At 55.6% G+C, this 24,928-nt stretch carries 20 protein-coding genes; 10 read left to right on the plus strand and 10 right to left on the minus strand.

Going from position 1 to position 24,928, the window contains the following annotated elements:
* Window positions 1-28 precede the first annotated feature (28 nt).
* Window positions 29-949 carry a choline ABC transporter substrate-binding protein gene (choX, locus tag RHM65_RS06000; protein WP_322166851.1) on the plus strand — a complete coding sequence of 307 codons (921 nt, stop codon included), beginning with the start codon at window positions 29-31 and terminating at the stop codon, window positions 947-949.
* Window positions 950-1,121: 172 nt separating this feature from the next.
* Complete coding sequence (locus tag RHM65_RS06005) at window positions 1,122-2,690, plus strand: SulP family inorganic anion transporter (protein ID WP_322184477.1); 1,569 nt, start codon at window positions 1,122-1,124, stop codon at window positions 2,688-2,690.
* A gap of 13 nt (window positions 2,691-2,703) precedes the next feature.
* Here the strand turns inward: RHM65_RS06005 and aroE are convergent, their stop codons facing one another.
* Together aroE and hemF are read right to left on the minus strand one after the other, a co-directional pair.
* Entirely contained in the window at window positions 2,704-3,528 is an 825-nt protein-coding gene (aroE, locus tag RHM65_RS06010; protein ID WP_322184478.1) for a shikimate dehydrogenase, read from the minus strand.
* A gap of 143 nt (window positions 3,529-3,671) precedes the next feature.
* Window positions 3,672-4,586, minus strand: a complete 915-nt coding sequence (hemF, locus tag RHM65_RS06015; RefSeq protein ID WP_322184479.1) for an oxygen-dependent coproporphyrinogen oxidase — start codon at window positions 4,584-4,586, stop codon at window positions 3,672-3,674.
* Between the two features lie 163 nt (window positions 4,587-4,749).
* On the opposite strand from hemF, the gene RHM65_RS06020 reads away from it, so the two are divergent.
* Entirely contained in the window at window positions 4,750-5,727 is a 978-nt protein-coding gene (locus tag RHM65_RS06020; protein WP_322166847.1) for an NADPH:quinone reductase, read from the plus strand.
* A gap of 9 nt (window positions 5,728-5,736) precedes the next feature.
* Here the strand turns inward: RHM65_RS06020 and RHM65_RS06025 are convergent, their stop codons facing one another.
* The 3 genes from RHM65_RS06025 to RHM65_RS06035 all read right to left on the minus strand — a co-directional run bounded on the left by RHM65_RS06025 (window position 5,737) and on the right by RHM65_RS06035 (window position 8,600).
* Window positions 5,737-6,294 (minus strand): L-threonylcarbamoyladenylate synthase, encoded by a 558-nt coding sequence (locus tag RHM65_RS06025; protein WP_322166846.1) that lies wholly within the window; start codon window positions 6,292-6,294, stop codon window positions 5,737-5,739.
* Window positions 6,295-6,332: 38 nt separating this feature from the next.
* Entirely contained in the window at window positions 6,333-7,451 is a 1,119-nt protein-coding gene (gene dprA, locus RHM65_RS06030; protein WP_322166845.1) for a DNA-processing protein DprA, read from the minus strand.
* Window positions 7,452-7,574: 123 nt separating this feature from the next.
* Complete coding sequence (locus RHM65_RS06035; RefSeq protein WP_322166844.1) at window positions 7,575-8,600, minus strand: LysM peptidoglycan-binding domain-containing protein; 1,026 nt, start codon at window positions 8,598-8,600, stop codon at window positions 7,575-7,577.
* Between the two features lie 146 nt (window positions 8,601-8,746).
* On the opposite strand from RHM65_RS06035, the gene def reads away from it, so the two are divergent.
* Genes def through rsmB form a run of 3 tightly spaced genes read left to right on the plus strand, consistent with a single transcriptional unit; the run spans window position 8,747 to window position 11,570 of the window.
* Window positions 8,747-9,250, plus strand: coding sequence for a peptide deformylase (gene def, locus RHM65_RS06040; protein WP_322166843.1), 504 nt, complete (start codon window positions 8,747-8,749; stop codon window positions 9,248-9,250).
* 44 nt (window positions 9,251-9,294) lie between these two features.
* Window positions 9,295-10,254 (plus strand): methionyl-tRNA formyltransferase, encoded by a 960-nt coding sequence (gene fmt, locus RHM65_RS06045; protein WP_322184480.1) that lies wholly within the window; start codon window positions 9,295-9,297, stop codon window positions 10,252-10,254.
* Window positions 10,251-11,570, plus strand: a complete 1,320-nt coding sequence (rsmB, locus tag RHM65_RS06050) for a 16S rRNA (cytosine(967)-C(5))-methyltransferase RsmB (protein ID WP_322184481.1) — start codon at window positions 10,251-10,253, stop codon at window positions 11,568-11,570. Before fmt ends, rsmB begins: the two co-directional genes overlap by 4 nt.
* A gap of 43 nt (window positions 11,571-11,613) precedes the next feature.
* Here the strand turns inward: rsmB and RHM65_RS06055 are convergent, their stop codons facing one another.
* Window positions 11,614-12,501, minus strand: coding sequence for a lysophospholipid acyltransferase (locus RHM65_RS06055; protein ID WP_322166839.1), 888 nt, complete (start codon window positions 12,499-12,501; stop codon window positions 11,614-11,616).
* A gap of 38 nt (window positions 12,502-12,539) precedes the next feature.
* On the minus strand, window positions 12,540-13,091 hold the full coding sequence (locus RHM65_RS06060) for a DNA-3-methyladenine glycosylase I (RefSeq protein WP_322166838.1): 552 nt from the start codon (window positions 13,089-13,091) through the stop codon (window positions 12,540-12,542).
* A 79-nt stretch (window positions 13,092-13,170) separates the two neighbouring features.
* Here RHM65_RS06060 and glyQ point away from each other — a divergent pair, with 79 nt between their 5' ends.
* The 4 genes from glyQ to RHM65_RS06080 are packed head-to-tail and all read left to right on the plus strand — an operon-like array spanning window position 13,171 to window position 17,526.
* Window positions 13,171-14,118 carry a glycine--tRNA ligase subunit alpha gene (gene glyQ, locus RHM65_RS06065; RefSeq protein ID WP_299828526.1) on the plus strand — a complete coding sequence of 316 codons (948 nt, stop codon included), beginning with the start codon at window positions 13,171-13,173 and terminating at the stop codon, window positions 14,116-14,118.
* Window positions 14,115-16,169: a glycine--tRNA ligase subunit beta gene (gene glyS, locus RHM65_RS06070; protein ID WP_322166837.1), complete on the plus strand. Its 2,055-nt coding sequence runs from the start codon at window positions 14,115-14,117 to the stop codon at window positions 16,167-16,169. The genes glyQ and glyS overlap by 4 nt, the downstream gene beginning before the upstream one ends.
* Window positions 16,170-16,184: 15 nt before the next feature.
* A complete protein-coding gene (gmhB, locus tag RHM65_RS06075; RefSeq protein WP_322166836.1) occupies window positions 16,185-16,721 on the plus strand; it encodes a D-glycero-beta-D-manno-heptose 1,7-bisphosphate 7-phosphatase in 537 nt (178 codons plus the stop codon).
* A 34-nt stretch (window positions 16,722-16,755) separates the two neighbouring features.
* Complete coding sequence (locus tag RHM65_RS06080) at window positions 16,756-17,526, plus strand: lysophospholipid acyltransferase family protein (RefSeq protein WP_322171301.1); 771 nt, start codon at window positions 16,756-16,758, stop codon at window positions 17,524-17,526.
* Window positions 17,527-17,675: 149 nt separating this feature from the next.
* Here RHM65_RS06080 and RHM65_RS06085 read toward each other — a convergent pair whose 3' ends face one another.
* The 3 genes from RHM65_RS06085 to RHM65_RS06095 all read right to left on the minus strand — a co-directional run bounded on the left by RHM65_RS06085 (window position 17,676) and on the right by RHM65_RS06095 (window position 24,869).
* The gene (locus RHM65_RS06085; protein ID WP_322184482.1) at window positions 17,676-20,309 is read right to left on the minus strand and encodes an MGH1-like glycoside hydrolase domain-containing protein; all 2,634 of its coding nucleotides are present in this window, start codon (window positions 20,307-20,309) and stop codon (window positions 17,676-17,678) included.
* A 99-nt stretch (window positions 20,310-20,408) separates the two neighbouring features.
* On the minus strand, window positions 20,409-22,766 hold the full coding sequence (locus RHM65_RS06090) for a TOTE conflict system archaeo-eukaryotic primase domain-containing protein (protein WP_416195120.1): 2,358 nt from the start codon (window positions 22,764-22,766) through the stop codon (window positions 20,409-20,411).
* Between the two features lie 57 nt (window positions 22,767-22,823).
* A complete protein-coding gene (locus RHM65_RS06095) occupies window positions 22,824-24,869 on the minus strand; it encodes an ATP-binding protein (RefSeq protein ID WP_322184484.1) in 2,046 nt (681 codons plus the stop codon).
* Window positions 24,870-24,928 lie beyond the last annotated feature (59 nt).

The raw sequence follows: 24,928 nt of genomic DNA on the forward strand, positions 1-24,928 counted from the left end.
CAAAAAAACCAAAAAGGGGCACAACCGTATGAAGTTATCCACAACACTGGCAGTCGGTTTTATTGCGTTGACCAGCGTTTCGGCTTTCGCCGCCGATCAGAACTGCAGCACGGTTAAAATGGCCGATCCAGGCTGGAGCGACATTGCTGCGACCAACGCGATTACGGGCTTTTTGCTGGATGGCATGGGTTACAAAGCCAAGGTCGACACATTGGCCGTTCCGATCGCCTACGGTGGCCTCAAGGACGGGCAAGTGGATGTTTTCTTGGGTAACTGGATGCCGGCCCAGCAGGGTTTTTACGACAAATTCGTCGCCACGGGCGATGTAACGCAACTGGCCAAGAACCTTGATGGCACCGAGTTCACCCTCGCCGTGCCGGATTACGTCTGGGACGCGGGCGTGCATAACTTTGCCGACCTAAATAAATACGCCGATAAATTCGGCAAGAAGATCTACGGCATCGGCTCCGGCGCACCGGCGAATATTTCGCTGGCGACCATCATCAAGAAAAACGAATTCGACCTGGGTCAGTGGAAACTGGTTGAGTCCAGCGAACAGGCGATGCTGGCCGAAGTCGCTCGCAACGTGAAGAAAAACACCTTCGTGGTGTTCCTTGGCTGGACTCCGCACCCAATGAACGTGCAGATGAAAATGCACTACCTAAAAGGCGGTGAGGCGTACTTCGGCGACACCGGCAGTGTGTTCACCCTCACGCGCAAAGGCTACACCGACGCATGCCCGAACGTGGGCAAGCTGCTGACCAACCTGAGCTTCACCCAGGAAATGGAAAACAGCATCATGTCTGAGGTGGTGAACAAGAAAATCACCAACGCAGAAGCGGCTAAAGCCTGGATCAAGGCCAACCCGGCAGTCTTGGACAAATGGCTCGACGGCGTGAAAACCATCGATCAGAAAGACGCGTTGACTGCGGTAAAAGCAACGTTGTAATGGCAAAGCTTCGCAGGCAAGCCTGCTCCCACAGGTAGGGCGGTGTGCCCCCTATCAGGCAGGAGCGCGCTTGCCCGCGATTGACTGCGAAGCAGTCACCAACACACCGTAACCTTGCATCGTAACGGCTTAAACCCCACCCTCACACTTTTGCAAAACCACTGAGAGATTCATGGGTTGGTTCAACCGCCACACACTTTTTCCATTTCTAGATTGGCTCCCTCGACAAACCCGCGCCAGCGTTGGTAACGACGCGCTCGTGGGTTTGAGTGGGGCCATTCTGGCGCTGCCGCAATCCATCGCGTATGCCTTGATCGCAGGATTACCGCCTGAGTACGGCTTGTACGCGGCCATTGTTCCCGTGTTGATCGCCTGTTTGTGGGGCTCATCGTTCCATCTGATTTGCGGGCCCACGGCCGCGATTTCTATCGTGCTCTACGCGAGCATCAGCCCGTTGGCGGTGCCCGGCAGTAACGATTACGTCACCCTGATTCTGCTGCTGACGTTCATCGGCGGGCTGTTTCAATGGCTACTGGGGTTACTCCGTTTTGGGGCGCTAGTGAACTTCGTTTCCCACTCGGTGATTCTGGGATTTACCCTGGGCGCCGCCGTGGTAATCGCCTTGGGCCAGTTGCCAAGTTTCCTTGGGCTGGAGGTGAGTAGCCAATCCACCGCGCTGAAAAGCATCTCTGCCTTGCTTGAGCACCGGGGGGAGGTTGACTCGTCATCACTGATCCTTGGCGCCTTGACCCTGGTCGTCGGCGCAACCTTGAAATACTTTCTGCCACGCTGGCCGACCCTGTTGATAACTTTGCTAGGCGCAGGTTCGCTGGTCTGGCTATGGCCGGAGAAGTTCGGTCACGTGCAACTGGTTCGCGCGTTCGTCGGGCATCTGCCGCCGTTCAGTGCGCTGCCGCTGGACCCTGAATTAATTCTGAAACTGCTACCCAGCGCAGTCGCCGTGGGCATGCTCGGGCTGGTGACCAGCCTGTCGATTGCCCGCTCGTTGTCGGCGCGTTCGCAACAATTGCTCGATGCCAATCAGGAAGTCCGCGCCCAAGGCCTGTCGAATATGATTGGCTCGCTGTTTTCCGGCTATCTGTCCGCAGGCTCGTTCACCCGCGCGGCGTTGAGTTATGACGCCGGGGCCCGCTCGCCATTGGCCGGGGTGTTTTCTGCGCTATGGGTGGCATTGTTCGCGGTGTGTGGCGCGTCGCTGATCGCCCACATCCCGATTCCGAGCATGGCCGCGTCGATCCTGTTGATCTGCTGGGGCTTGGTGGACCGTCGCGGTATTCGAGCACTGTTTCGTGTGAGCCGAGCGGAGTTTGTGGTGATGGCGCTGACGTGTCTGGCGACGCTGCTACTGGAGCTACAGACCGCGATTTATGCCGGTGTGCTGGTCTCGCTGTTTTTCTATCTCAAGCGCACGTCGCAGCCGCGAGTCCAGCAATGGCGCGACGGCGACGACGATATTTTTCGGGTAGGCGGTTCGATTTTCTTTGGCGCCAGCCACTATTTGCAGGTCCGTTTGCAAAGCAGCGAAGGCCTGCACGTGGTGATCGAAGCGCAGCAGATCAACTTCATCGATTACTCGGGCGTTGAAATGCTTCATCAGGAGGCCCGGCGTTTAAGGGGCCTGAACCGTAGCTTGACGCTGAAAAACGCCCGGCCGCAGGTGATCGAAGAGCTACGCAGGCTGGAAGGGGCCGATAAGTGCCCCATTCTGTTCGTCGATTAACGTCTTCGGCAGATCAAGCGTTGGCCAACTGGCGACGCAATTCAGCCAATACTGGCGCGGTATCTGGACGCACGCCGCGCCACAAATAGAATGCTTCGCCAGCCTGTTCGGCGAGCATGCCCAAACCGTCTAACACGTGCGTCGCACCCTGTTCCGTGGCCCAGCGGCAGAATGGCGTAGGTTCTTTGCCGTACATCATGTCGTAGCAAACCGTATGGCCCGGCTGGATCAAGCTCGCGGCAATCGGTGGAACCTCGCCGGCAAGGCTGGCGGAGGTGGCGTTGATAATCACGTCAAACGACTCCTCCAGCCAATCAAAACCACTGGCAAACACCGGCCCTAAATCGGTGAACTCATGGGCAAGCTGCTCGGCCTTTTCAACGGTGCGGTTGGCGATCACCAGCACCGCTGGCTTCTCGGCCAACAGCGGCTCTAGCGCGCCCCGCACCGCACCGCCGGCACCGAGCAGCAGAATGCGTTTGCCGTTCAAGACCACGCCGGCATTCACGGTCAAATCCCGCACCAGCCCGGCACCATCAGTGTTATCGCCCAACAAACGACCGTCGGCACCTTTGCGTAACGTGTTCACGGCACCTGCGCGTTGGGCGCGTTCGGTCAAGCTGTCGGCGAAGCGAAAGGCCTGTTCCTTGAAGGGTACGGTGACGTTGGCGCCGCGTCCGTGTTCAAAGAATGTTTCCGCGAAACCAACGAAGTCGTCCAGCGGCGCCAGCAGGGTGCTGTAGTCCAGTTGCTCGCCGGTCTGCTCGGCAAACAAACGATGAATCAGCGGCGACTTGCTATGGCCGATGGGGTTACCGAAAACGACGTAATGGTCCATGGGACGGTTCCTGGTTCAATCGTGACAGATGACACCTATCTGGAGGAGCCAACTTGTTGGCGAGACGGCATCGCTGACAGACCGGTTAAACTTCGCCAACAAGTTTGGCTCCTACGGGGAGTGCGATCTTCTCACGCGATCTGTCAGGCCTGCGCCAACCAATCTCGGTCCTGCAAGAAATATTCAGTCAAGCGCGCTTCTGCGGTGCCTGGTTCAGCCTTCCAGTCGTAGCTCCAGCGAACTTGTGGCGGCAGCGACATAAGGATCGATTCGGTACGCCCCCCTGATTGCAAACCGAACAGCGTGCCCCGGTCGTAGACCAAGTTGAACTCCACATAACGCCCACGGCGGAATTCCTGAAACTCACGCTGTTTCTCTGTGTAGGCCATGTCTTTACGACGCTGAATGATAGGCAGATACGCGTCGATGTACGCATCGCCAATAGCGCGTATGAAAGCGAAGCTGGTGTCGAAGTCCCACTCGTTCAAGTCATCGAAAAACAGGCCGCCAATGCCGCGCGGCTCGTTCCGGTGCTTGATATGGAAATACGTGTCGCACCAGGCTTTGTAGCGCGGATAAACGTCGGACCCGAACGGTGCGCAGGCTTGTTCGGCAATGCGGTGCCAATGCACGCAGTCTTCTTCTACGGCGTAATACGGCGTCAGATCGAAGCCGCCACCAAACCACCAGACCGGTTCTTCGCCTTCTTTTTCAGCGATGAAAAATCGCACGTTAGCGTGGGACGTCGGTACATGGGGGTTGTGCGGGTGAATCACCAGCGACACGCCCAGCGCCTCAAACCCACGCCCAGCCAACTCAGGCCGATGGGCGCTGGCGGAGGGCGGTAAGCCAGTGCCAAAGACATGAGAAAAATTGACCCCACCTTTCTCGATTACGTCACCGTTTCCGATGACGCGAGTACGTCCACCTCCGCCTGCTGGCCGCTCCCAAGCGTCTTCGGCAAAGCGCGCGCTGCCATCTTCGCTTTCCAGCGCAGTGCAGATTCGGTCTTGCAGGTCGAACAGGTAAGCTTTTACAGCGTCGGTGCGGGTTGTCATCGGATCACCTTGAAACGTCGCTGGGCCATGAGGGTCAGCGGGGCTGGCAAATTGGCGCGTAGCATACCATTGGCCATACGGCTGACGCTGTTGACTGGGATCAAGGGATCGGGTCCGATAGCTACCTGCATTTCTTGTTTCAATTCATCACCGGAGAGAACAGATGGCAAAGCGTATCCAGTTCAGCACCATTGGCGGCCCCGAAGTGCTTGAGTACGTGGATTTCGAACCCGCCGAACCGGGTCCCCAGCAGGTCCGTGTGCGTACCAAGGCGATTGGCCTGAATTTCATCGACACGTATTTTCGCAGCGGTCTGTATCCAGCACCTTCGATGCCATCTGGTCTGGGCACTGAAGGTGCGGGCGTAGTGGAAGCGGTGGGCAGCGACGTCAACCAGTTCAAGGTTGGCGACCGTGTGGCTTACGGAAGTGGGCCCTTGGGCGCTTACAGCGAAGTGCATGTGCTTGCGGCCGCGAACCTGGTGAAACTGCCGGACTCGATCAGCTTCGAGCAAGCCGCAGCGGTGATGCTCAAGGGCCTCACCGTGCAGTATCTGTTTCACCAGACGTATGCACTCAAGAGCGGCGAAACCATTCTGTTTCATGCAGCCGCTGGCGGCGTAGGTTCGCTGGCGTGTCAGTGGGCCAAGGCCTTGGGCGTGAAGCTGATTGGTACGGTCAGTTCCGCTGAGAAAGCGGCGCATGCCAAAGCGTTGGGTGCCTGGGAAACCATCGATTACAGCAAAGAAGACGTGGTCAAGCGGGTTCTCGATTTGACTGACGGCAAGAAATGCCCGGTGGTGTACGACGGCGTCGGCCAGGATACCTGGCTGACGTCGTTGGACAGCCTGGCGCCGCGTGGCCTGTTGGTCAGTTTCGGTAATGCGTCCGGGCCAGTGGCGGGGGTCAATCTGGGGATTCTTGCGCAAAAAGGATCGCTGTACGTCACGCGCCCGACGCTGACGACCTATGCCAACAATGCGGAAAACCTGCAAACCATGGCCAATGACGTGTTCGCCCTACTGGCCGACGGCAAGCTCAAGGTAGATGACATTCAACGTTACGCATTGAAAGATGCCGCCAAGGCGCACATCGAACTGAGCGCCCGGCGCACCACCGGATCGACCATTTTGATTCCTTGATCGTACGACCTAGCCCGGGCGAACGATTTCGCCCGTCACCAGGTCACGAATCAGGCTCGGGTGCTTGCGACCGCCTAGTAGGCCGCCAAGCACCAGATCGATGTCACCGCGAAAATATTGCTCTACACGAAGGCGCGTCCGGGCAGCCGGTCGCCCAGCTGGATTGGCGGAAGTCGAAATCAATGGTCCGACCAACGCGCACAATTCGCGCACCTGCGGATGATCACTGACGCGCAATGCTACGGTGTCATGGAGGCCTGTGACCCATTCGGGAAGCAGGTCTTGATGCGGCACCAGCCACGTATTGGGGCCGGGCCAGGTCGCCGACATGCGGTCGAGCCACGTTTCCGGAAAGTCTTCGAGCAGAAAATCGAACTGGCGGATGTTGTCGGCCACCAGAATCAGGCCCTTTTCCACCGGCCGCGATTTGATCGCTAACAACCTATACACCGCGTCTTCATTCCACGGATCACAGCCCAAACCCCATACCGCTTCGGTCGGATAGGCGATTACCGCTCCAGCTCGAATTTCTCGTGCGGCTTGCTGCACACGCCAACTGCTGACCATTTGCGCTATCTCCGGTAACCACTGCGCGCAGTTTAACCTTAGCAGGCACGCGCAAACCATCGTCCCGCCTCAGCACTAATACGCCCTTCAAGCTCTAACTCGGTCAATGCAGCCAATACCTTCGGTAATGGCCAGCCAATCGAGAGCGCCAACGCCTCGCTGGTATGGGGTGCGGCATGCAGCAAGTCGAGCAAAGGATGACTGACGCGTTCGGGAGAAACGGCGGTGGGTGCGGGGAGGCAACGGCTAATGGTTTGCCAACCGCGCAGGGCTTCAAGGATGTGCTCGACGGTTTCCACCAACACTGCGCCGTCACGAATCAGTTGATGGCAACCGCGAGCGCCGGGGTGATGAATCGAGCCCGGAATGGCATACACCTCGCGCCCTTGCTCGGCGGCTAAACGCGCGGTTATCAACGATCCGCTGCGCACACTGGCCTCGACCACCAGCACCCCGACCGACAAACCGCTGATAATTCGATTGCGTCTCGGAAAGTTGCCGGGTTGCGGCCCAGCGTCCAGGGGAAACTCGGAAACCACCGCGCTGCCTTGCGCACACATGGTGGCGGCAAGCTGCCGATGGCGCTGTGGATAAAAATTTTCGATGCCCGTACCGAGCACGCCAATCGTTTGTCCACCAACGTCCAACGCGCCTTGGTGGGCGGCGCCGTCAATGCCCAGCGCCAAGCCGCTGGTAATGACAAAACCAGCTCCGGCCAAACTCCGCGCGAACGCGGTGGCGGTGTCCAGGCCCGGCTTGGAAGCACGCCGACTGCCCACCATACCCAGTTGCGGCCGTTCAAGAATTCGGGGGTCACCGGCCACGAACAGCAGCGGCGGCGCATCGGGAATTTCAGCCAGCAAAGCGGGGTAGTGAGGGTCGTCCCACATCAACAAATGCTGGGCGGGACGCTCAAGCCAAGCCATTGCAGCGCTGGCGCCATCTCGTACATTGGGACAACGGCGGGCTTCGGCGCAGGCGCTGGGGAAACCCAAAGCACGCCACGCACTGGCCGGCGCACTGATCGCCGCAGAGGCCGACCCAAAGGCGCTCATCAGGCGATGAAAGCGTTTGGGTCCGACCTCAGGCAGCCGGTGGATGCGCAGGCGCGCTTCGAGTTCAGCGGGTGGCACAGCAGCGGTATCGAACAACGGCATAGATCTTCCTTGATCTGTTGCGCTTCATTTTTGGAACGGACAACCTGTGGATAACTCTGTTAGTAACTATTTGATAAGTTCATGCTCTGTGGAAAAAACATGTCCTGATTCTGAAACATAGCTCTACGGGTTTCGCACCTTGTCCATGACCGTCAACGAGCGCGTGGCGTGGAGTACCAAACCATAGCTCAGCTTTTCATAAGTGCGAAAAACCATGAGTAACCCCGAGCGTTCGTCCGGGATTTTTATCCGTTCGCCGGACACGTCATCGCGCACTTGCTCGCCCGTTTTGTAGATCGCCAGCACGTTCCCTTCGACCAAACCATCGCGTCTACCTTTGTTTAACGTCACCACGTCGAACACACCAATCTGGGTCACCCCGCGTGGGACGTCAATGATCAAGCCGTCAATCTGGGTGTCTGGCGCACTTGGGAAGAAAGTTGAGTTGATCGGGCGTTCTTCGCTGGTGAACAGGCGGTCGGCCAGCCTTACTTCCTGAGTCGAACGCCGCAGTATCAGGGTTGCGACATCACCCTCATGGGCGACGACTTCACCGCTGCCAATGTTATCGGCGTTGATCCCGAGGACGGTCCCGGTAACAGGGTCGGTGTAGGTTTTACCTTGGCGGAAGATCCCATAGACCGTCTGCGCCGGGTCGAACTTGCCGCGGGCATAAACCCGATCGCCTACGCCGCTGAGGACGCTTTCTGCGTTACCGGCAACGATGTAAGGGGCGTTCTTAAAGGTAGCCGGATCGTCGACGATTCGGTTGCTCAACAAATAGCTGTTGATGGCGCCCAGAGGAATGCTCGGAATCGCTTCGGCCATCGGCGTTGTGCGCACGCGCGGCGACAGCTTGATGGTTGCGTGCGACTCACCGCGATTGACCACCAGACGCGGCTGGCCGCCGACGTAAATTAACGTCAACCTGTCGCCGGGGTAGATCAAATCAGGGTTGGCAATCTGTGGGTTTTGCTTCCAGATTTCCTTCCACTTCCAAGGCTCGCTAAGAAACTTCCCGGAAATGTCCCAAAGTGTGTCGCCTTTGGAGACCGTGTAATTCTCAGGGTGACCGTCCCGCAATTGCACTTGCGCCTGACAAAGGCCAGCGGAGGCCAACAGCAACAGGGCGAGTAGTGATTTCCTCATGCGGTGAATCCCTTTATCATGTGGCTTCCCGTGAAACAGTCAGAGTCCCAGAGGCTTGGGTTTTGCGAGATTGCCAGTTTCGACCTTTCGTCCGATGTCTGGCCGCCGACTTTCGACTTTACCCTACAAGTGCAGCTCTAACGTATATGGCTATTCTAAACATCCTCGAATTTCCCGATTCGCGCCTGCGCACCATCGCCAAACCCGTGGCTGAGGTCGACGACGGCATTCGCCAGTTGGTCGATGACATGTTCGAAACCATGTACGAAGCGCCCGGCATCGGATTGGCAGCGACTCAAGTCAACGTCCACAAACGCATCGTGGTCATGGACCTTAGCGAAGACCGCAGCGAACCACGGGTTTTTATTAATCCGCAGTTCGAAACCCTGACCGACGAGATGGAGCAGTATCAAGAAGGCTGCCTCTCGGTGCCAGGATTCTATGAAAACGTCGACCGTCCGAACAAGGTAAAAGTTACCGCCCTCGACCGCGACGGCAAGCCTTTCGAGCTAGTTGCCGAAGGTCTGCTGGCTGTGTGCGTTCAACACGAGTGCGATCACCTTAACGGCAAATTATTCGTCGATTACCTGTCAAACCTCAAGCGCGATCGAATCAAAAAGAAGTTGGAAAAACTGCACAAGCAGGCTTGATCCAACTTAACCCTATAGGGTCCGCATTTATTTAAGAGAAAACCATGACCGAGCCACTGCGCATCGTCTTCGCCGGCACTCCGGAATTTGCCGCCGAGCACCTCCAGGCTTTGCTCGACAGCCCCCATCAGGTAATCGCGGTTTATACCCAGCCTGATCGCCCGGCTGGCCGTGGTCAGAAACTGATGCCGAGCCCGGTCAAACAGCTCGCGGAGCAACACGGCATCGTCGTTCTGCAACCGCCGACGCTGCGCAATGCCCAGGCTCAGGCCGAAATGGCGGCACTCACACCTGATCTACTGGTGGTGGTCGCTTACGGACTGATCCTGCCGCAAACCGTGCTGGATATCCCGCGCCTGGGTTGCATCAACAGTCATGCGTCGCTACTGCCGCGTTGGCGTGGTGCTGCGCCGATTCAGCGCGCGGTCGAAGCCGGCGATGCCGAAAGCGGCGTGACGGTGATGCGTATGGAAGCGGGCCTGGATACCGGGCCGATGCTGCTAAAAGTCACCACCCCGATCACGACTGAAGACACTGGCGGCAGTCTGCATGACCGTCTTGCCACACTCGGCCCTCCGGCAGTGCTTCAAGCCATTACCGGTCTGGCCAATGGGACGTTGCTCGGCGAGGTTCAAGACGACGCGCTGGCGACTTACGCCCATAAGCTGAACAAAGACGAAGCGCGCATCGACTGGAGTCGTCCGGCCATCGAGCTTGAACGTCTGATTCGTGCCTTTAATCCATGGCCGGTCAGCCATAGCACCCTTAATGGCGAAGCACTGAAAGTGCTGGCCGCCAGCCTAGACGAAGGGCAGGGCATACCGGGGGAAATTCTGTCGACGAGTAAAGACGGTTTGATTGTGGCCTGTGGGCAAAACGCTTTGCGCCTGACGCGTTTGCAACTGCCGGGGGGTAAAGCGCTGAATTTCGCCGACCTGTTCAACAGCCGTCGTGAGAAATTCGCCGAAGGCATCGTCCTTGGCGCTGCGGTGGCCGCTCAATGAACCCGCGTCTCGCCGCCGCAAAAGCACTGGCTGTGGTCCTCAGCGGCAAAGCTTCACTGAACAGCTCGCTGCCGAAACAACTGGATAACGTTGAAGCCCGTGACCGTGGGTTAACCCAGGATCTGGCCTTCGGCACGGCGCGTTGGCAACCAAGGCTGTCTGCGTTGGCGGCAAAATTGCTGCAAAAACCGTTCAAAAGCGTCGATGCCGATGTGGAAGCGCTGCTGCTGGTGGGGCTCTATCAATTGCTCTACACGCGTATTCCACCCCATGCAGCCATTGGTGAAACCGTTGGCTGCGCCGACAAGCTGAAAAAGCCTTGGGCCAAAGCGCTTATTAACGCCGTACTGCGCCGCGCCCAACGGGAAAGCGAAGCGCTGTTCGTCGAACTGGAACACGACCCAGTGGTTCGCACCGCACACCCACGCTGGTTGCAAAAAGCGCTGAAGGCGTATTGGCCAGAACAGTGGGAAGCCATTTGCGCGGCCAACAATGCTCATCCGCCGATGATTCTGCGGGTCAACCGCCGTCACCACGGCCGTGACGCGTATCTGCAATTGTTGGGGGACGCGAGCATTGAAGCTCATGCCTGCGCGTTCAGCCAAGATGGCATCGTGCTAAGCGAGCCGTGCGATGTGCGTAACTTGCCGGGCTTTGCTGACGGCTGGATCAGCGTTCAGGACGAAGCGGCGCAGTTGGCGGCCGATCTGCTTGAGTTAGCCCCTGGCCAGCGGGTACTTGATGCTTGCTGCGCACCGGGCGGCAAGACCTGCCACCTGCTTGAAGTCCAGCCGCAATTGGCCGGCGTGGTCGCGGTGGACCTTGAAGCCAAGCGTCTGATACGGGTGAAGGAAAATCTTGAGCGTCTAGGCCTAAGCGCCGAATTGATTGCCGCAGATGCCCGCGAGACTCAGCAGTGGTGGGATGGCAAACCGTTCCAACGCATCCTGCTTGATGCGCCATGTTCTGCCACGGGAGTGATTCGTCGCCACCCCGATATCAAGCTCGCCCGTCAAGCTGATGACATCCCGGCACTCGCCACGCTACAAGGTGAGCTGCTCGATGCGTTGTGGCCGACCCTCGACGTCGGTGGCATTCTGCTCTACGCCACCTGTTCAACGTTGCCAATGGAAAACACTGAAGTGGTCGACGCGTTTCTTGCCCGGACATCGAGTGCACGGGAGTTGGACATCGCTGGGCAGCTCGGCCAACAACCACCCGGCTTGAAGCAGCCGCATGGTCGTCAGTTACTGCCACAAGAGGGTGGCCACGACGGGTTTTACTACGCCAAGTTGATCAAGATCGCAGCGGTTTAAATAATCCTTCTGTTGATCCACGGCCCGGCGGTTACCTTGTCTTTCAATACCAACGCTCTTCCCCTGCCGGACGCCTTCTGAAGCGCTTCATGGTCCACATGTACTGGCTCGGATAAGCTCGCACGTATTTCTCAACGACCTTGCTCATGGCCGCCACTGAGGTTGCCGTGTCAGTGCTGTACATCGCTTCCGGTGCGGCTTCCAAGACGACTTTGTAGCCGGAACCATCGGGCAGGCGCATGGCGTGCAGGAACACACCGACCGCTTTACCGCCGGCCAACATGTTCGGCACAAACTTGCTGGTTAACGCCTGAACCGCAAAAAACGGCACAAAGATCCCCGCAGACTCAGCCGGCTCCGGGTCAGCCGGAATACCCACCGAGCCGCCTTTGCGCACCTCTTTGATGACGCTCAGAATTCCTTCCTTGGTCGACGCCGCGACGCGGTTGCCCAGTTGCACGCGCTGTTTTCGAAGCAGGTCATCCACCGCCTTGAGCTTCGGCGGACGATAAAAAATGATCGGTTTGCACTGGTTGCAGTAGAAGTGGTTCAACACCTCCCAGTTGCCCAAGTGGCTGGTGATGCCGACCACACCTTTACCGGACGCCAGGGCCGCTTCCAACACCTCGAGCCCTTCGACTTCACGCACCAAATCAATCGACTTCTGAGCAGGCCAAATCCAGGCGCAGGCGCTTTCAGTCAATGTCTTACCGATGTCCATCAGGCTGCGGCCAACCAGTTGCTCACGTTCCACCGCATCCATTTCCGGAAAGCATTTGGAAAGATTAATGCGGACGATTTCACGCGAGCGATTAGGCGTTTTCCACATCAGCCAGCCAATAGCCCCGCCAACCCACTGCACAACATTCCATGGCAACAAGGCAAACAGCCGCAAAAGCCCAACCAGAAGGGCACCTTTAAACTTATCCACAAATCACTCCTGAATTCGCAAGGCCGCCATTGTAACCATCAGCGGCTGAGGACGGCGTATCGATCACAGTCCAAGGTGTGATCCATGACCATGCCCGAGGATTGCATGAAGGCGTAACAAATGGTCGGACCCACAAAAGTGAAGCCCGCCTTCTTCATTGCTTTGCTCATCACCTCAGCCTCGGGGGTAATCGCCGGGACTTCGTTGCGGTCCTTAAAATGGTTGGTCTTGGACTCGCCGCCAACAAAAGACCACAGCCACTTCACTGGGTCATCTTGCGCCAACCAGGCACGCGCATTACGCCGCGCTGCATTGAGCTTCAGACGATTGCGAATAATGCCCGGGTCGAGCATCAATGTTTCCAGGTATTCATCGCTCATCTGCGCAATCTTGTGCACGTCAAAGCCGAACATGACTTCGCGATAACGGGCGCGTTTCTTCAAAATCGTGATCCATGAGAGCCCCGCCTGGAACCCTTCTAGCAATAACAACTCGAAGAGCTTCTGCGCATCGCGCAGCGGCACGCCCCACTCTTGATCGTGATAATCGATATACAGCGGGTCTTCGTTGCACCAAAAGCAGCGTGGCATAGGCCTCCAAGGGTCGAGGCGCGGCCGAATCGGGTATACTCCCGCTCTTTAAATCGCAGCCCCAGTACAGGTGAATTTCGTGAGCCAGCCTACGCCAGCCGTGCGTACCTTCCAAGACTTGATCCTCGCCCTCCAACAATACTGGGCCGAGCAAGGTTGCGTGGTACTTCAGCCCTACGATATGGAAGTCGGCGCCGGCACATTCCATACCGCCACCTTTCTGCGCGCCATCGGCCCGGAAACCTGGAACGCTGCTTATGTGCAGCCCAGCCGTCGTCCTACGGACGGTCGTTATGGCGAAAACCCGAACCGCTTGCAGCACTATTATCAATTCCAGGTGGTATTGAAGCCCAACCCGGACAATTTCCAGGAGCTGTACCTCGGCTCCCTGAAGCACGTCGGCCTCGATCCATTGGTGCATGACATTCGTTTCGTCGAAGACAACTGGGAGTCGCCAACACTGGGCGCCTGGGGTCTGGGATGGGAAGTTTGGCTCAACGGCATGGAAGTCACGCAATTCACCTATTTCCAGCAAGCCGGCGGCATTGAGTGCTACCCGGTCACCGGCGAAATCACCTACGGCCTAGAGCGCCTGGCGATGTACCTGCAAGGCGTCGATTCGGTCTACGACTTGGTGTGGACCGACGGTCCGTTCGGCAAAGTGACCTATGGCGATGTGTTCCACCAGAACGAAGTGGAGCAGTCGACCTATAACTTCGAACACGCCAACGTCGAAAAACTGTTTGAGCTGTTCGACTTCTATGAAAGCGAAGCCGCGCGCCTGATCGAGCTTGAGCTGCCATTGCCAAGCTATGAAATGGTGCTCAAGGCATCGCACACGTTCAACTTGCTGGATGCGCGCCGGGCAATCTCGGTCACGGCACGTCAGCAATACATTTTGCGCGTCCGCACGCTGGCTCGTTCCGTTGCCCAGGCTTACTTGCTGGCCCGCGCCAAACTGGGCTTTCCGATGGCGCCGCCCGGTATACGTGACGAAGTGTTGGCTAAGCTGGAGGCTGCACAATGAGTGCTCAAGATTTCCTGGTTGAATTGGGCACCGAAGAACTGCCTCCAAAAGCCCTGAGCATTCTGGGTGACGCGTTCTTGGCCGGTATCGAAAAAGGCTTGCAAGCTGCTGGCCTGAGCTTCACCGCCACGCATGTTTACGCTGCACCGCGTCGTCTGGCCGTGTTGATCACGCAACTGACGACCCAGCAGGAAGACCGTAGCGTTAACCTGGACGGTCCGCCGCGGCAGGCTGCTTTCGACGCCGACGGCAATCCAACCCAGGCCGCGCTGGGCTTCGCCAAGAAGTGCGGCGTCGAGCTGAGCGAAATCGATCAGAGCGGCCCGAAGCTGCGCTTTAGCCAGAACATCGTTGGCAAACCAACGATCAGCCTGTTGCCAACCATCGTTGAAGACTCGCTGAATGATCTGCCGATTCCAAAACGCATGCGTTGGGGTGCGCGCAAAGAAGAGTTCGTTCGTCCAACCCAATGGCTGGTGATGTTGTTCGGCGATCACGTGATCGACTGCACGATCCTCGCTCAAAAATCCGGACGAGATTCCCGTGGTCACCGTTTCCATCACCCGGAAAACGTGCGCATCACCTCGCCGGCCAATTACTTGCAAGACCTGCGTGCCGCCTATGTATTGGCTGACTTCACTGAGCGCCGTGAGCTGATCAGCAAGCGCGTTGCTGAACTGGCCACCCAGCACGAAGGCACTGCCATCGTGCCGCCAAGCCTACTCGACGAAGTCACCGGGCTTGTCGAATGGCCGGTGCCGCTGGTGTGTTCGTTCGAAGAGCGCTTTCTTGAAGTGCCGCAAGAAGCCTTGATCATCACCATGCAGGACAACCAGAAGTATTTCTGCCTGCTGGATTCCGAGGGCAAGTTGCTGCCGCGTTTCATTACCGTGGCCAACATCGAAAGCAAAGACCCGGCGCAAATCGTGTCGGGTAACGAGAAAGTGGTTCGCCCACGCCTCACCGATGCCGAGTTCTTCTTCAAACAAGACAAAAAGCAGAAGCTGGAGACCTTCAACCAGCGCCTGCAAAACGTCGTATTCCAGGCACAGCTGGGCAGCGTGTTCGATAAAGCCGAACGTGTGTCGAAGCTGGCGGCTTTCATTGCTTCGCGTATCGGCGGTGATGCACTGCGCGCTGGCCGTGCAGGTCTGCTCTCGAAGTGTGATTTGGCGACTGAGATGGTCGGCGAATTCCCGGAGATGCAAGGCGTTGCCGGTTATTACTACGCAATGGCAGACGGCGAGCCTGAAGACGTTGCGCTGGCTTTGAACGAGCAGTACATGCCGCGCGGTGCTGGCGCTGAATTGCCAACCACCCTGACCGGTGCAGCCGTGGCAATTGCCGACAAACTCGACACCTTGGTCGGCATTTTCGGTATTGGCATGCTGCCTACCGGTAGCAAAGACCCGTACGCACTGCGTCGCGCTGCATTGGGCGTACTGCGAATTCTGATCGACAAGAAACTGGACCTTGATCTGGTGCAGACCGTTGCTTTTGCTGTCGGCCAATTCGGCACCAAGATCAAACCGGCTGGCTTGGCCGATCAAGTGCTGGAATTCATCTTCGACCGCCTGCGTGCGCGCTATGAAGATGAAGGGGTTGAGGTTGCGGTCTACCTGTCGGTACGCGCACTGAAACCAGCGTCAGCCCTTGATTTCGATCAGCGGGTTCAAGCCGTTCAAGCGTTCCGCACATTGCCTGAAGCCGCAGCGCTCGCTGCCGTGAACAAACGTGTGTCGAACCTGCTGAGCAAAGCCCAAGGCGGAATCTCCAGCGCTGTTGAACCTAAGTACTTCGATAACGCCAACGAGTTCTCGCTGTACTCGGCCATCCAGCAGGCTGACCAGGCCGTGCAACCGATGGCGGCTTCCCGTCAGTACACCGAAGCCTTGGGGCGTCTGGCGGCACTGCGTGAACCGGTTGATGCGTTCTTCGAAGCGGTGATGGTCAACGCAGAAGACGCCAGCGTTCGCGCGAACCGTTATGCGTTACTGGCTCGCTTGCGCGGTTTGTTCCTCGGCGTTGCCGATATATCGCTGCTGGGCTAACGGAAGGGGCAAAGCGTGAAGCTGCTGATTCTCGATCGGGACGGGGTGATCAACTATGACTCCGACGCTTACATCAAATCGGTGGAGCAATGGCTGCCCATTCCCGGCTCGATCGAGGCTATCGCGCAACTGAGTAAAGCCGGCTGGACCGTGGCCGTCGCCACCAACCAGTCGGGAATAGCCCGCGGGTTTTACGACATCGCTACCCTTGATGCCATGCACGTGCGGTTGCGTGAATTGGTGGCGGAGCAGGGCGGCGAAGTGGGTTTGATCGTGTATTGCCCACATGGGCCGGACGACGGCTGCGATTGCCGTAAGCCAAAACCGGGCATGCTCAATACGATCGCCAAGCATTATTCGGCTAATCTGGCGGGTGTGTGGTTTGTTGGCGACACCAAGGGTGACCTGGCTGCGGCAATAGCCGCCGATTGTCAGCCCGTATTGGTGAAGACCGGTAAAGGTTCGAGAACGATGAATTCTCCTCTGCCTACCGGCACATTGATTTTTGACGATCTTGCGGCAGTTGCCGCAGGTCTTATTCAACAGCATTAATAGACGGGCGATGCCCGCAACGGTAAAAGCACTTATGTCGATCATGCAGGCAATCAGAACCTTCTTCTTTTACCTGCTGCTGGGCACCAGTTCACTGATGTGGTGCACGCTGAGTTTCTTCATCGCCCCGTTTTTACCGTTCCGCATGCGTTATCGGTTTATCAACGTGTACTGGTGCCGCTGCGCGTTATGGCTAACCCGGGTATTTCTCAATATCCATGTGGAAGTGAAGGGCCAGGAAAATGTCCCGCAGCAGCCGTGCGTAATTCTTTCCAATCACCAGAGCACGTGGGAAACATTCTTCCTCTCTGCGCATTTCGAACCGCTTAGCCAAGTGCTCAAGCGTGAGTTGCTGTATGTCCCTTTCTTTGGTTGGGCCATGGCCATGTTGCGGCCCATCGCGATCAACCGTGACAACCCAAAAGCGGCGCTCAAGCACGTCGCCAAACGCGGGGACGAGCTGCTTAAGGATGGAGTCTGGGTACTGATCTTTCCGGAAGGGACCCGAGTCCCGTTTGGCCAAGTGGGTAAATTCTCACGGGGCGGTACCGCACTGGCGGTAAACGCAAACCTTCCCGTGCTACCTATTGCCCACAACGCGGGTAAATATTGGCCGAAGGAAGGTTGGGCTAAAAAGGCCGGTACCATCGAAGTTGTCATTGGCGAACCGATGTATGCAGAGGGCACTGGTCCTCGAGCCATTGCAGCGCTCAACGACCGCGTTCAGGCCTGGAACGAAGCCACTCAACGCGCCTTGGGCTCCGTGGTTGCACCCGCGGTGAGCGGAGAAAATGCAGTTGTCTGATTTGTGGATAACCTGTGCACCAATTTTATGATTTTATTGAAAGGGTGCTCTAAGCCACTAATTTATCTGCTTATTTCTAAAGTTCATTAGCGAGCCAAAAACGTGCATAAGTTTTTCTAGCCACGCTTGTTGACTACTTTCGTTACCGGCTATTTTTGCAGCAGCAATGCCACCAATGCGCTCCAGCCGGTTTGATGAGAGGCACCGAGGCCACGCCCAGTTTCGCCGTTGAAGTACTCGTGAAACAACACCAGATCCTTGCTTACCGGATCAGCCTGCAGCTGTGGATAAGCTGCCATGCTCGGGCGTCTTCCATTTTCATCGAGTAAAAAAAGACGCGTCAGACGCTGGCTTAGGCCGTCAGTGACTTCGTCCAATGATGAGAGAAATCCCGAACCCGTCGGGAATTCGACCAGGAAGTTGTCATCGTAATAACGATGAAACTCTCGCAGGGATTCGATCAGCATGTAGTTCACTGGCATCCACACCGGCCCCCGCCAGTTAGAATTTCCGCCGTACAGCCGCGAGTTTGACTCCGCCGGCTGATAATCAGCGCACAGGGTATTGCCGTTGATCTGCATGCCGAATGGCTTTTCCGCGTAAGCCTTCGATAGCGAACGAATGCCGAACTCAGACAAGAACTCGCTTTCGTCGAGCATCCGTGACAGCAGATCTTTAGTCCGCTGACCACGCAGCAGCGCCAGTAGAAGCCGGTTGCCTTTACCTGGCTCCGTCCAACGGGAGATTAATCGAGCAAGGTCCGGGCGATGCCGAAGAAAGCCGAGCATCCGTTCACGCAAACCCGGCAAGCCTTCATGCTCGCGCTGCTCCAACACTTGAACCGCAAACAGTGGCATCAACCCTACGAGTGAGCGCAGCCGCACGGGCTCGATGCTGCCATCAGGACGGTGCAGTACGTCATAGAAAAACTTGTCCTGTTCATCCCAAAGACCTCCTGAGCTGTCATCACCCCGATTGATCGCGCCGGCAATGTACAAAAAATGCTCAAAGAATTTAACCGCGATATCGACATACACGGAATTACGTTTGGCTAACTCCAAAGCGATGCGCATCAGGTCGACGGCATACGCCGCGACCCAAGCGGTGCCGTCGGCCTGATCCAATTCGTATCCTGGCGCCATGGCTGCGGATCTGTCGAACAGCGCGATGTTATCCAGTCCCAAGAAGCCACCTTGAAACACGTTGCGACCTTCGGCGTCTTTACGGTTGACCCACCAGGAAAAATTCAGCAAAAGCTTATGGAATATTCGCTCAAGGAAATCCAGATCGCCAACGCCTGTCAGCTCCTTTTCCTTTTGATAAACCCGCCATGACGCCCAAGCGTGGACGGGTGGGTTGGCATCATCGAAGCGCCATTCGTACGCCGGCAATTGTCCGTTCGGGTGCATAAACCGGTCTTTCACCAGCAGCAACAATTGCTCCTTGGCGAACACCGGATCGATCAATGCAAACGCGACAGCCTGAAAGGCCAAATCCCAGGAGGCATACCAGGGGTATTCCCACTTATCGGGCATGGAAACGATGTCAAAATTGGAAAGATGGCGCCAGTGAGTATTACGAATACTGGCCCGCTCGGGTGGAGGTGGCGGCTGTGTCGAATCACCGTCCAGCCAGCGATTGACGTCGAAATAATACAACTGCTTCGACCACAGTAAACCGGCCAAAGCTTGGCGCTGAACGTTACGGGCATCGGCGTCATTTTGGTTGTGCTGCAGCGCGGCGTAATAATCGTCGGCTTGCTTGCGGCATAGATCCACGAGCTTCCTGCCGTTAACGGCCTCGGCACCTGGGGGAGCAAAGCGCAGGTAAATAACCTCTGTTTCGCGGCCTTTGAGTTCGAGCACGAAATGCGCCGCAGCGCGGGTCCCATTGTCGCGATGTACAGCGTTGGCGTTTGCGCCGGCTACGCAGTCATTGATCCCATCCTTGAACGGTCCACTCGCCCATTGACCGCTTAAGCGGGGAGTATTGGTATCGTTTTCACAGAACAGCCATTCACAGGTTTGGGGACCCCACGCGGTAGCAACTCTGTCAGGCTGCTGGGGATAACTTGCGAGGACTTGCTGGTCTTGCAGAACCAAGGCGGGGCGTTCGGCTGAATCACCCCAACTCCAGGTATTACGCGCCCAGACATGCGGCAGAACATGCAAGCGGGCGGATTTCTCCGAACGATTTTCCACCGTAATACGCATGAAAATATCGTCGGGCGTGTGCTTGGCGTATTCGATGGTTACGTCGAAATAATTGTTGTCGTCGAATACGCCGGTATCCAGCACCTCGTACTCCGAATCGTTTAGGCCGCGCCGGCCGTTTTCTTGAACCAAATCATCGTAGGGAAACGCCGCGTGCGGGTATTTGTAGAGCATGCGCATATAGGCGTGGCTGGGAATTCCATCAACGTGGAAATACAGCTCTTTGACGTCCTCACCGTGATTACCTTCCGAGTTATTCAGACCGAACAACCGCTCCTTTATAATCGGATCACGCTCGTTCCACAGCCCAAGCCCCAGGCACCAGCGTTGCGCTTTGTCAGAAAACCCCGCGAGCCCATCCTCCCCCCATCGATACGCACGACTGCGTGCATGGTCATGGGGGAAATAACGCCAGGCATCCCCATCAGCACTGTAGTCCTCACGCACCGTACCCCACTGACGGTCACTGAGATATGGTCCCCACTCACGCCAACGATCAGCATCATCACCCGACAGGCGCTGGCTTTCGACGGTTTTAAGAAGTGGGTTTGGATGGGTCTCAGCAGTCATCGATACGTCCAGGGAGGTTGGATGTTCCCCAGTGTAAAGCGCTGGGGACTGTTGAGGCAGCGTTCGGTGGGAATCGTTCAGGTGGGATTCAGCGATGTTCTAAAGCAGCTCCATTGAGCCGATTCCGTCTAAAACTCGATATCCCATTGCCTTGTAACCTACTTGGCGTTTCTCCCACATCCTCAGTAGAGCTGCATGACCAAGATCTACATAGTCGATTACTTGTACGTCAGTTTTATCCGCATGCTCTCGATGCAACCGACCTGCATATTGCTGGAGAATCCCCTTCCAAGAAATTGGCATTGCCAGCACCAATGTGTCCAGCGGGGGGTGATCGAAGCCTTCGCCTACCAATTTTCCAGTAGCCAGCAATACACGAGGGGCATCAGGAGGAAGTGCTTCAAGTTCACTCAACCGCGTAATTCGCTGTTTTTTCGGAACACGTCCGTGGAGGGTAAACACGTTATCTATACGCCCACGCAGTTCTGCCTCAAGAATATCCACGTGATCCGTTCTTTCGGTTAGCACCAAGACTTTCCTACCTTGGTTAAACGCCAATTCAATGTCCGCAACTATCTTGGAAGTTCGCTCTGCATCGCTGGATAAATGTCGGAACACGTCCTGAATGCCTGACCCCTCGGCCACTGATATCGGCTTGGACAGTAATCGAGGCATTACAGACAGATCGCGCGGAGCGCTTTGTGGTCTGGCCGCTGTATGCCGGATAGGTCCGCACTGCATAAATATGATCGGCTGTTGACCGTCCCGGCGAACCGGCGTGGCCGTTAGACCCACCACATACTTAGCGCTGGCATTTTTTAGTAAGGTTTCGAAGGAAATGGCGGAAAGGTGATGACATTCGTCGACGATGATTTGGCCATAGTCTTTTATTTTTTCACTGATCACACCTTTTCTCGATAACGACTGCATCACGGCAACATCAATAATGCCGGTAGGTTTAGCTTTTCCGCCTCCGATTGTTCCGATTACACCTTTGCCTACATCCAGAAATGCCTGGAGGCGCTCTTGCCACTGACGCAATAAATCGGTTCGATGCACGAGTATCAACGTGTTTACCCCACGCTTCGCTATCAATGCCGCAGCACTTACGGTTTTCCCGAACGCAGTTGGCGCGCTCAGAATTCCTGCATCATGCTTAAGCATCGCAGCCACCGCGACTTCCTGATCACCTCGTAACGTACCGGAAAAACTTACATCAATTGACTTACCTACGAAGCGCTCATCGTTGAAAACAGGGGTAATCCCATTCTCACCAAAAAGCTCTAACACTGAGTCAAGGCACCCGCGTGGCAACGCAATATGGCTCGGAAAGTTTTCCGCGCAGCCAATAATCCTTGGCTTATTCCATACCGACATCCGCATGGCCTGAGCCTTATAAAATTCGAGATTTTGAAACGCGGCCAGTCTGATTAATTTATTGGCTAACGGCTGCGGCAGCTCTGACTTCTCGAAATAGATAAGATTAGCGAGCGTAATTCTCAGGGTTTCGGGCAGTGGGCAAGCCAACTTTCGAGATTCAGACTCCCGACCCTTCCACGGCGCCACATAGTTTTCATCGTCAACATAGGTGACGTCCAACGGATCACGATGACCAGTAGCCCGCACAATAGTCGGCTCTACATCCGTCGGGAGCATTCGCTGAATAGTAGCGAGGAACGCCCACTGATCTGATTGGGGCTCCAAGAAATCATCAACAAACACACTATTGTTGTTGGCTCTGGCTCGCTTTTGTAAAGGGAGTGCAATCAGATTTCCAAAGCCACCTTTCGGCATGGTGTCCTGATTTGGAAACAGTCGATCATATGAGGAAAGCGCCAATTGGCGGGTACGCTCACATGCATGACTGATGATCGCCGCACCGAGACGGCGAGCGTCGTAGGCAGGGATATTTCGCTCAAAAAAGATCCATCCGTGCGCACCATTCCCTGATCTCGATACTTCCAGTGCTACGGGAATATCCAGCTCGCGACAGGACTGGACAAAGGCCCGGGCGTCATTACGCCATTCGGCCTCATCAAAGTCGACTGCGAGAAAATAGCAGGTGTCGTCAGGTAGTAAGGGGTAGATACCGACGACCACGTCACCGGCCAGATGGCGGTAAATCACTTCATTGGTAAGCGGTAGTAACTGACGGTTGCTGCAATCGCCGCATTTGGTTCGCGGTTTATCACAAACACCTGCTCGCCATTCGTTGGCGCAGGCCGGGGAGTATCCAGACTTTCCGGTTTTGCTCTCCCATCGAATGGGGTAGACATCGGTGCGTCCACGGAATAACCGTCTGAAAAGATCAATTTTTTCGTTGGTGCTGAGGGTTAAAGAGTGTTCGATAGGGATGACGACAATTTTTATTGAGTCCTTTGCAGGACGCCAATCGATAGAGTGAGCGTCAAGCAGAGCAATCAACCGAGTGTTCTCAGCTTGCAGTTTCGCCAACATGTCGGCGTCCGTCACAGCGTGCTTCCTCTACCATTCAAAATTTGCTAGCTGTCAAATTCAAATGGTTCGCTGGCAAGCGGCGCTTGAAGCTATCCACTCTAATCCAGCTGGGGTTGTTTTATATGCTTGATTTGGGTGATTTATAACCTCAGGGTGTAAATATGTCAAAAGACCAAGTTCACGCATTACTCTTAAATGATTGGTCTTTAACGTGTCTTCATTTCGAGACAAATACCCAGCTAATTGCTCAGCGGTACAGATAGCACCGGAACACAACTCCAGAATAATTGGCCATAACTTATCTTTTCTTGCCTTAGCAGTGAGGCCTAAAATCTTCACCTTAATAGCTTCGGATACCACGCAACCGCCAACCGTCTGATCTCCGCTTGAGCCGAGGTCACTAGCATTTGATTGTAGGTCACTAGCATTTGCTTGTAGGTCACTAGCATTTGCTTGCAAGTCACTAGCATTCACGGCGAAGTCAGCAGATACCTGGGTAAAGCTGCACACATCCTCATCGTCGACGGCTTCCTGACCAACGGCTAACTCCATCTGGAAGGACTGACGCGCTGGTTCATTTCCTAAAAGAAGAATGGGAGAGGGCACATAATAAGAAGACCGTCCGCTGCCACCTTTCTCAATTAAACCTAGGTGCTGCCAAAGCTTACGCAACAAATGACTGGCTTGTAAGGTATCCAGCCCCGTTATAGCCCTCAACGCTGAATTATCGATTGCCCCTATTTCTTTAACCAATATCAGGGCCTTAGCCTCGTTATCCGTCAGGCCATAATGCTGAAAATGCTGAAAATGCTTAAGCCATTGCAATTGATCCTCGCCAAGAAGCTGGTGAAGAAGATAGGTTGCGCCAAATTGATTTGACTCCCGGTTAGATGAAAATACAGGAGCCGTTAGGCCCGCCGCATCCAGCAGTTTTTTCATCGTGCGAATCCCGGAACCCTTTGTCTCAGCAAAATTCAATTCGTACAAAACTGCAGCTATCACAGGGTTGCGTTGACGAGAACCCATTTCTCCCAGTTCAACATCAGGCTTTAGCGAATAGCCTGGATTGCGAATTTCAAGACGATTACTGTAACGAACGACTAACACAGGTTGATTAATTTGATAGTCGCGGTGCATTACAGCATTCACTACGGCCTCACGTACCACGTTATGCGGCAAAAGAGGCTGATCGGCTCTCTGAGTTTGGCTTTCACTTAATCGAAAGTGACTTGGCATGTCGTCCAAAATCGTCGCTTCTAATCGTGGTATTAATCGTAACAGAGACTCTCGGAGATCCAATGTAGTAGAGAAACGCTGTTCGGCGTCTGCCACCCATTCGTTTCCTTGAACTCGGACATAGTCCACCCTCATAGCGGGCAAAAGACGTCGTAAAGCAATAGCCTTCCCTAAAAGCAAAAGCCCAGCTAGGTTTGGTCTATAAATCCCATTACTTTTATTAACCAGATTTAATGCACGAAGCATTTCCTCATCACCCTCCTGCAACTCGGGTGCGTGAGACCTAACCTTGCTACGAAGATCTCTATAGAGCTGTATTGCTGAAGGATCTAAATCAGTCCATTCCGCATCGAGGGGTAATGTTTGCTCGAAGCCTATTCCTGATTTGGCCAACAAAATTGGCTCAAGCTCCGCTTCCGTACATTCATAATCACCATTCGCACCACGCCGCCAGACGCCTGTCTTTTTTTTATTTTTCTTATCGAGCTTGCCAGAAAACCGGCATGGTTTAGCTGCTAGCTCTAACTCAGGAACGTGAACAGCAACCACCAATTTTCCGTCAATCAGCGCGTGCTTGCTTTGGATCTGAACTGATTGCTCAAATTGATTACGGCAATTTGTTTGTAGATCGCCAAGCAATTTATCAACATTCTGAATTCCGTTTACCCAGTAACTAGCGTGAAATTCATCGGGCTCCGACACGCCTAGCAATAACCATCCACCACCTAACCCTGGCTCATTCGCAAAAGCGCAAACCGTTTGCATGATAGAAGAACCAATCTCTTCGGCTTTTTTTGCTTCTATCCGAGAGTGCTCATCCAGTTCAAGCAGTTCCTGGTAAAGCTGGTCAACGCCCCAAGTCATCATATTCACTTCAGTAATATATTAAAAATCTACTCATCAATGATCAGGGCATTGCCGGCACG

The organism is Pseudomonas sp. CCI4.2 (assembly GCF_034350045.1).
GTDB lineage: Bacteria > Pseudomonadota > Gammaproteobacteria > Pseudomonadales > Pseudomonadaceae > Aquipseudomonas.

Excerpts from the sequence above, each read along its gene's own strand:
- RHM65_RS06090 (WP_416195120.1), bottom strand. The coding sequence starts at position 22,766 with ATGTTGGCGAAACTGCAAGCTGAGAACACTCGGTTGATTGCTCTGCTT.
- aroE (WP_322184478.1), bottom strand. The coding sequence starts at position 3,528 with ATGGACCATTACGTCGTTTTCGGTAACCCCATCGGCCATAGCAAGTCG.
- RHM65_RS06095 (WP_322184484.1), bottom strand. The coding sequence starts at position 24,869 with ATGATGACTTGGGGCGTTGACCAGCTTTACCAGGAACTGCTTGAACTG.
- def (WP_322166843.1), top strand. The coding sequence starts at position 8,747 with ATGGCTATTCTAAACATCCTCGAATTTCCCGATTCGCGCCTGCGCACC.
- dprA (WP_322166845.1), bottom strand. The coding sequence starts at position 7,451 with ATGCCGTTGTTCGATACCGCTGCTGTGCCACCCGCTGAACTCGAAGCG.
- RHM65_RS06025 (WP_322166846.1), bottom strand. The coding sequence starts at position 6,294 with ATGGTCAGCAGTTGGCGTGTGCAGCAAGCCGCACGAGAAATTCGAGCT.
- rsmB (WP_322184481.1), top strand. The coding sequence starts at position 10,251 with ATGAACCCGCGTCTCGCCGCCGCAAAAGCACTGGCTGTGGTCCTCAGC.
- RHM65_RS06005 (WP_322184477.1), top strand. The coding sequence starts at position 1,122 with ATGGGTTGGTTCAACCGCCACACACTTTTTCCATTTCTAGATTGGCTC.
- RHM65_RS06035 (WP_322166844.1), bottom strand. The coding sequence starts at position 8,600 with ATGAGGAAATCACTACTCGCCCTGTTGCTGTTGGCCTCCGCTGGCCTT.
- hemF (WP_322184479.1), bottom strand. The coding sequence starts at position 4,586 with ATGACAACCCGCACCGACGCTGTAAAAGCTTACCTGTTCGACCTGCAA.
- RHM65_RS06085 (WP_322184482.1), bottom strand. The coding sequence starts at position 20,309 with ATGACTGCTGAGACCCATCCAAACCCACTTCTTAAAACCGTCGAAAGC.
- choX (WP_322166851.1), top strand. The coding sequence starts at position 29 with ATGAAGTTATCCACAACACTGGCAGTCGGTTTTATTGCGTTGACCAGC.
- glyS (WP_322166837.1), top strand. The coding sequence starts at position 14,115 with ATGAGTGCTCAAGATTTCCTGGTTGAATTGGGCACCGAAGAACTGCCT.
- RHM65_RS06080 (WP_322171301.1), top strand. The coding sequence starts at position 16,756 with ATGTCGATCATGCAGGCAATCAGAACCTTCTTCTTTTACCTGCTGCTG.
- fmt (WP_322184480.1), top strand. The coding sequence starts at position 9,295 with ATGACCGAGCCACTGCGCATCGTCTTCGCCGGCACTCCGGAATTTGCC.
- RHM65_RS06060 (WP_322166838.1), bottom strand. The coding sequence starts at position 13,091 with ATGCCACGCTGCTTTTGGTGCAACGAAGACCCGCTGTATATCGATTAT.
- RHM65_RS06020 (WP_322166847.1), top strand. The coding sequence starts at position 4,750 with ATGGCAAAGCGTATCCAGTTCAGCACCATTGGCGGCCCCGAAGTGCTT.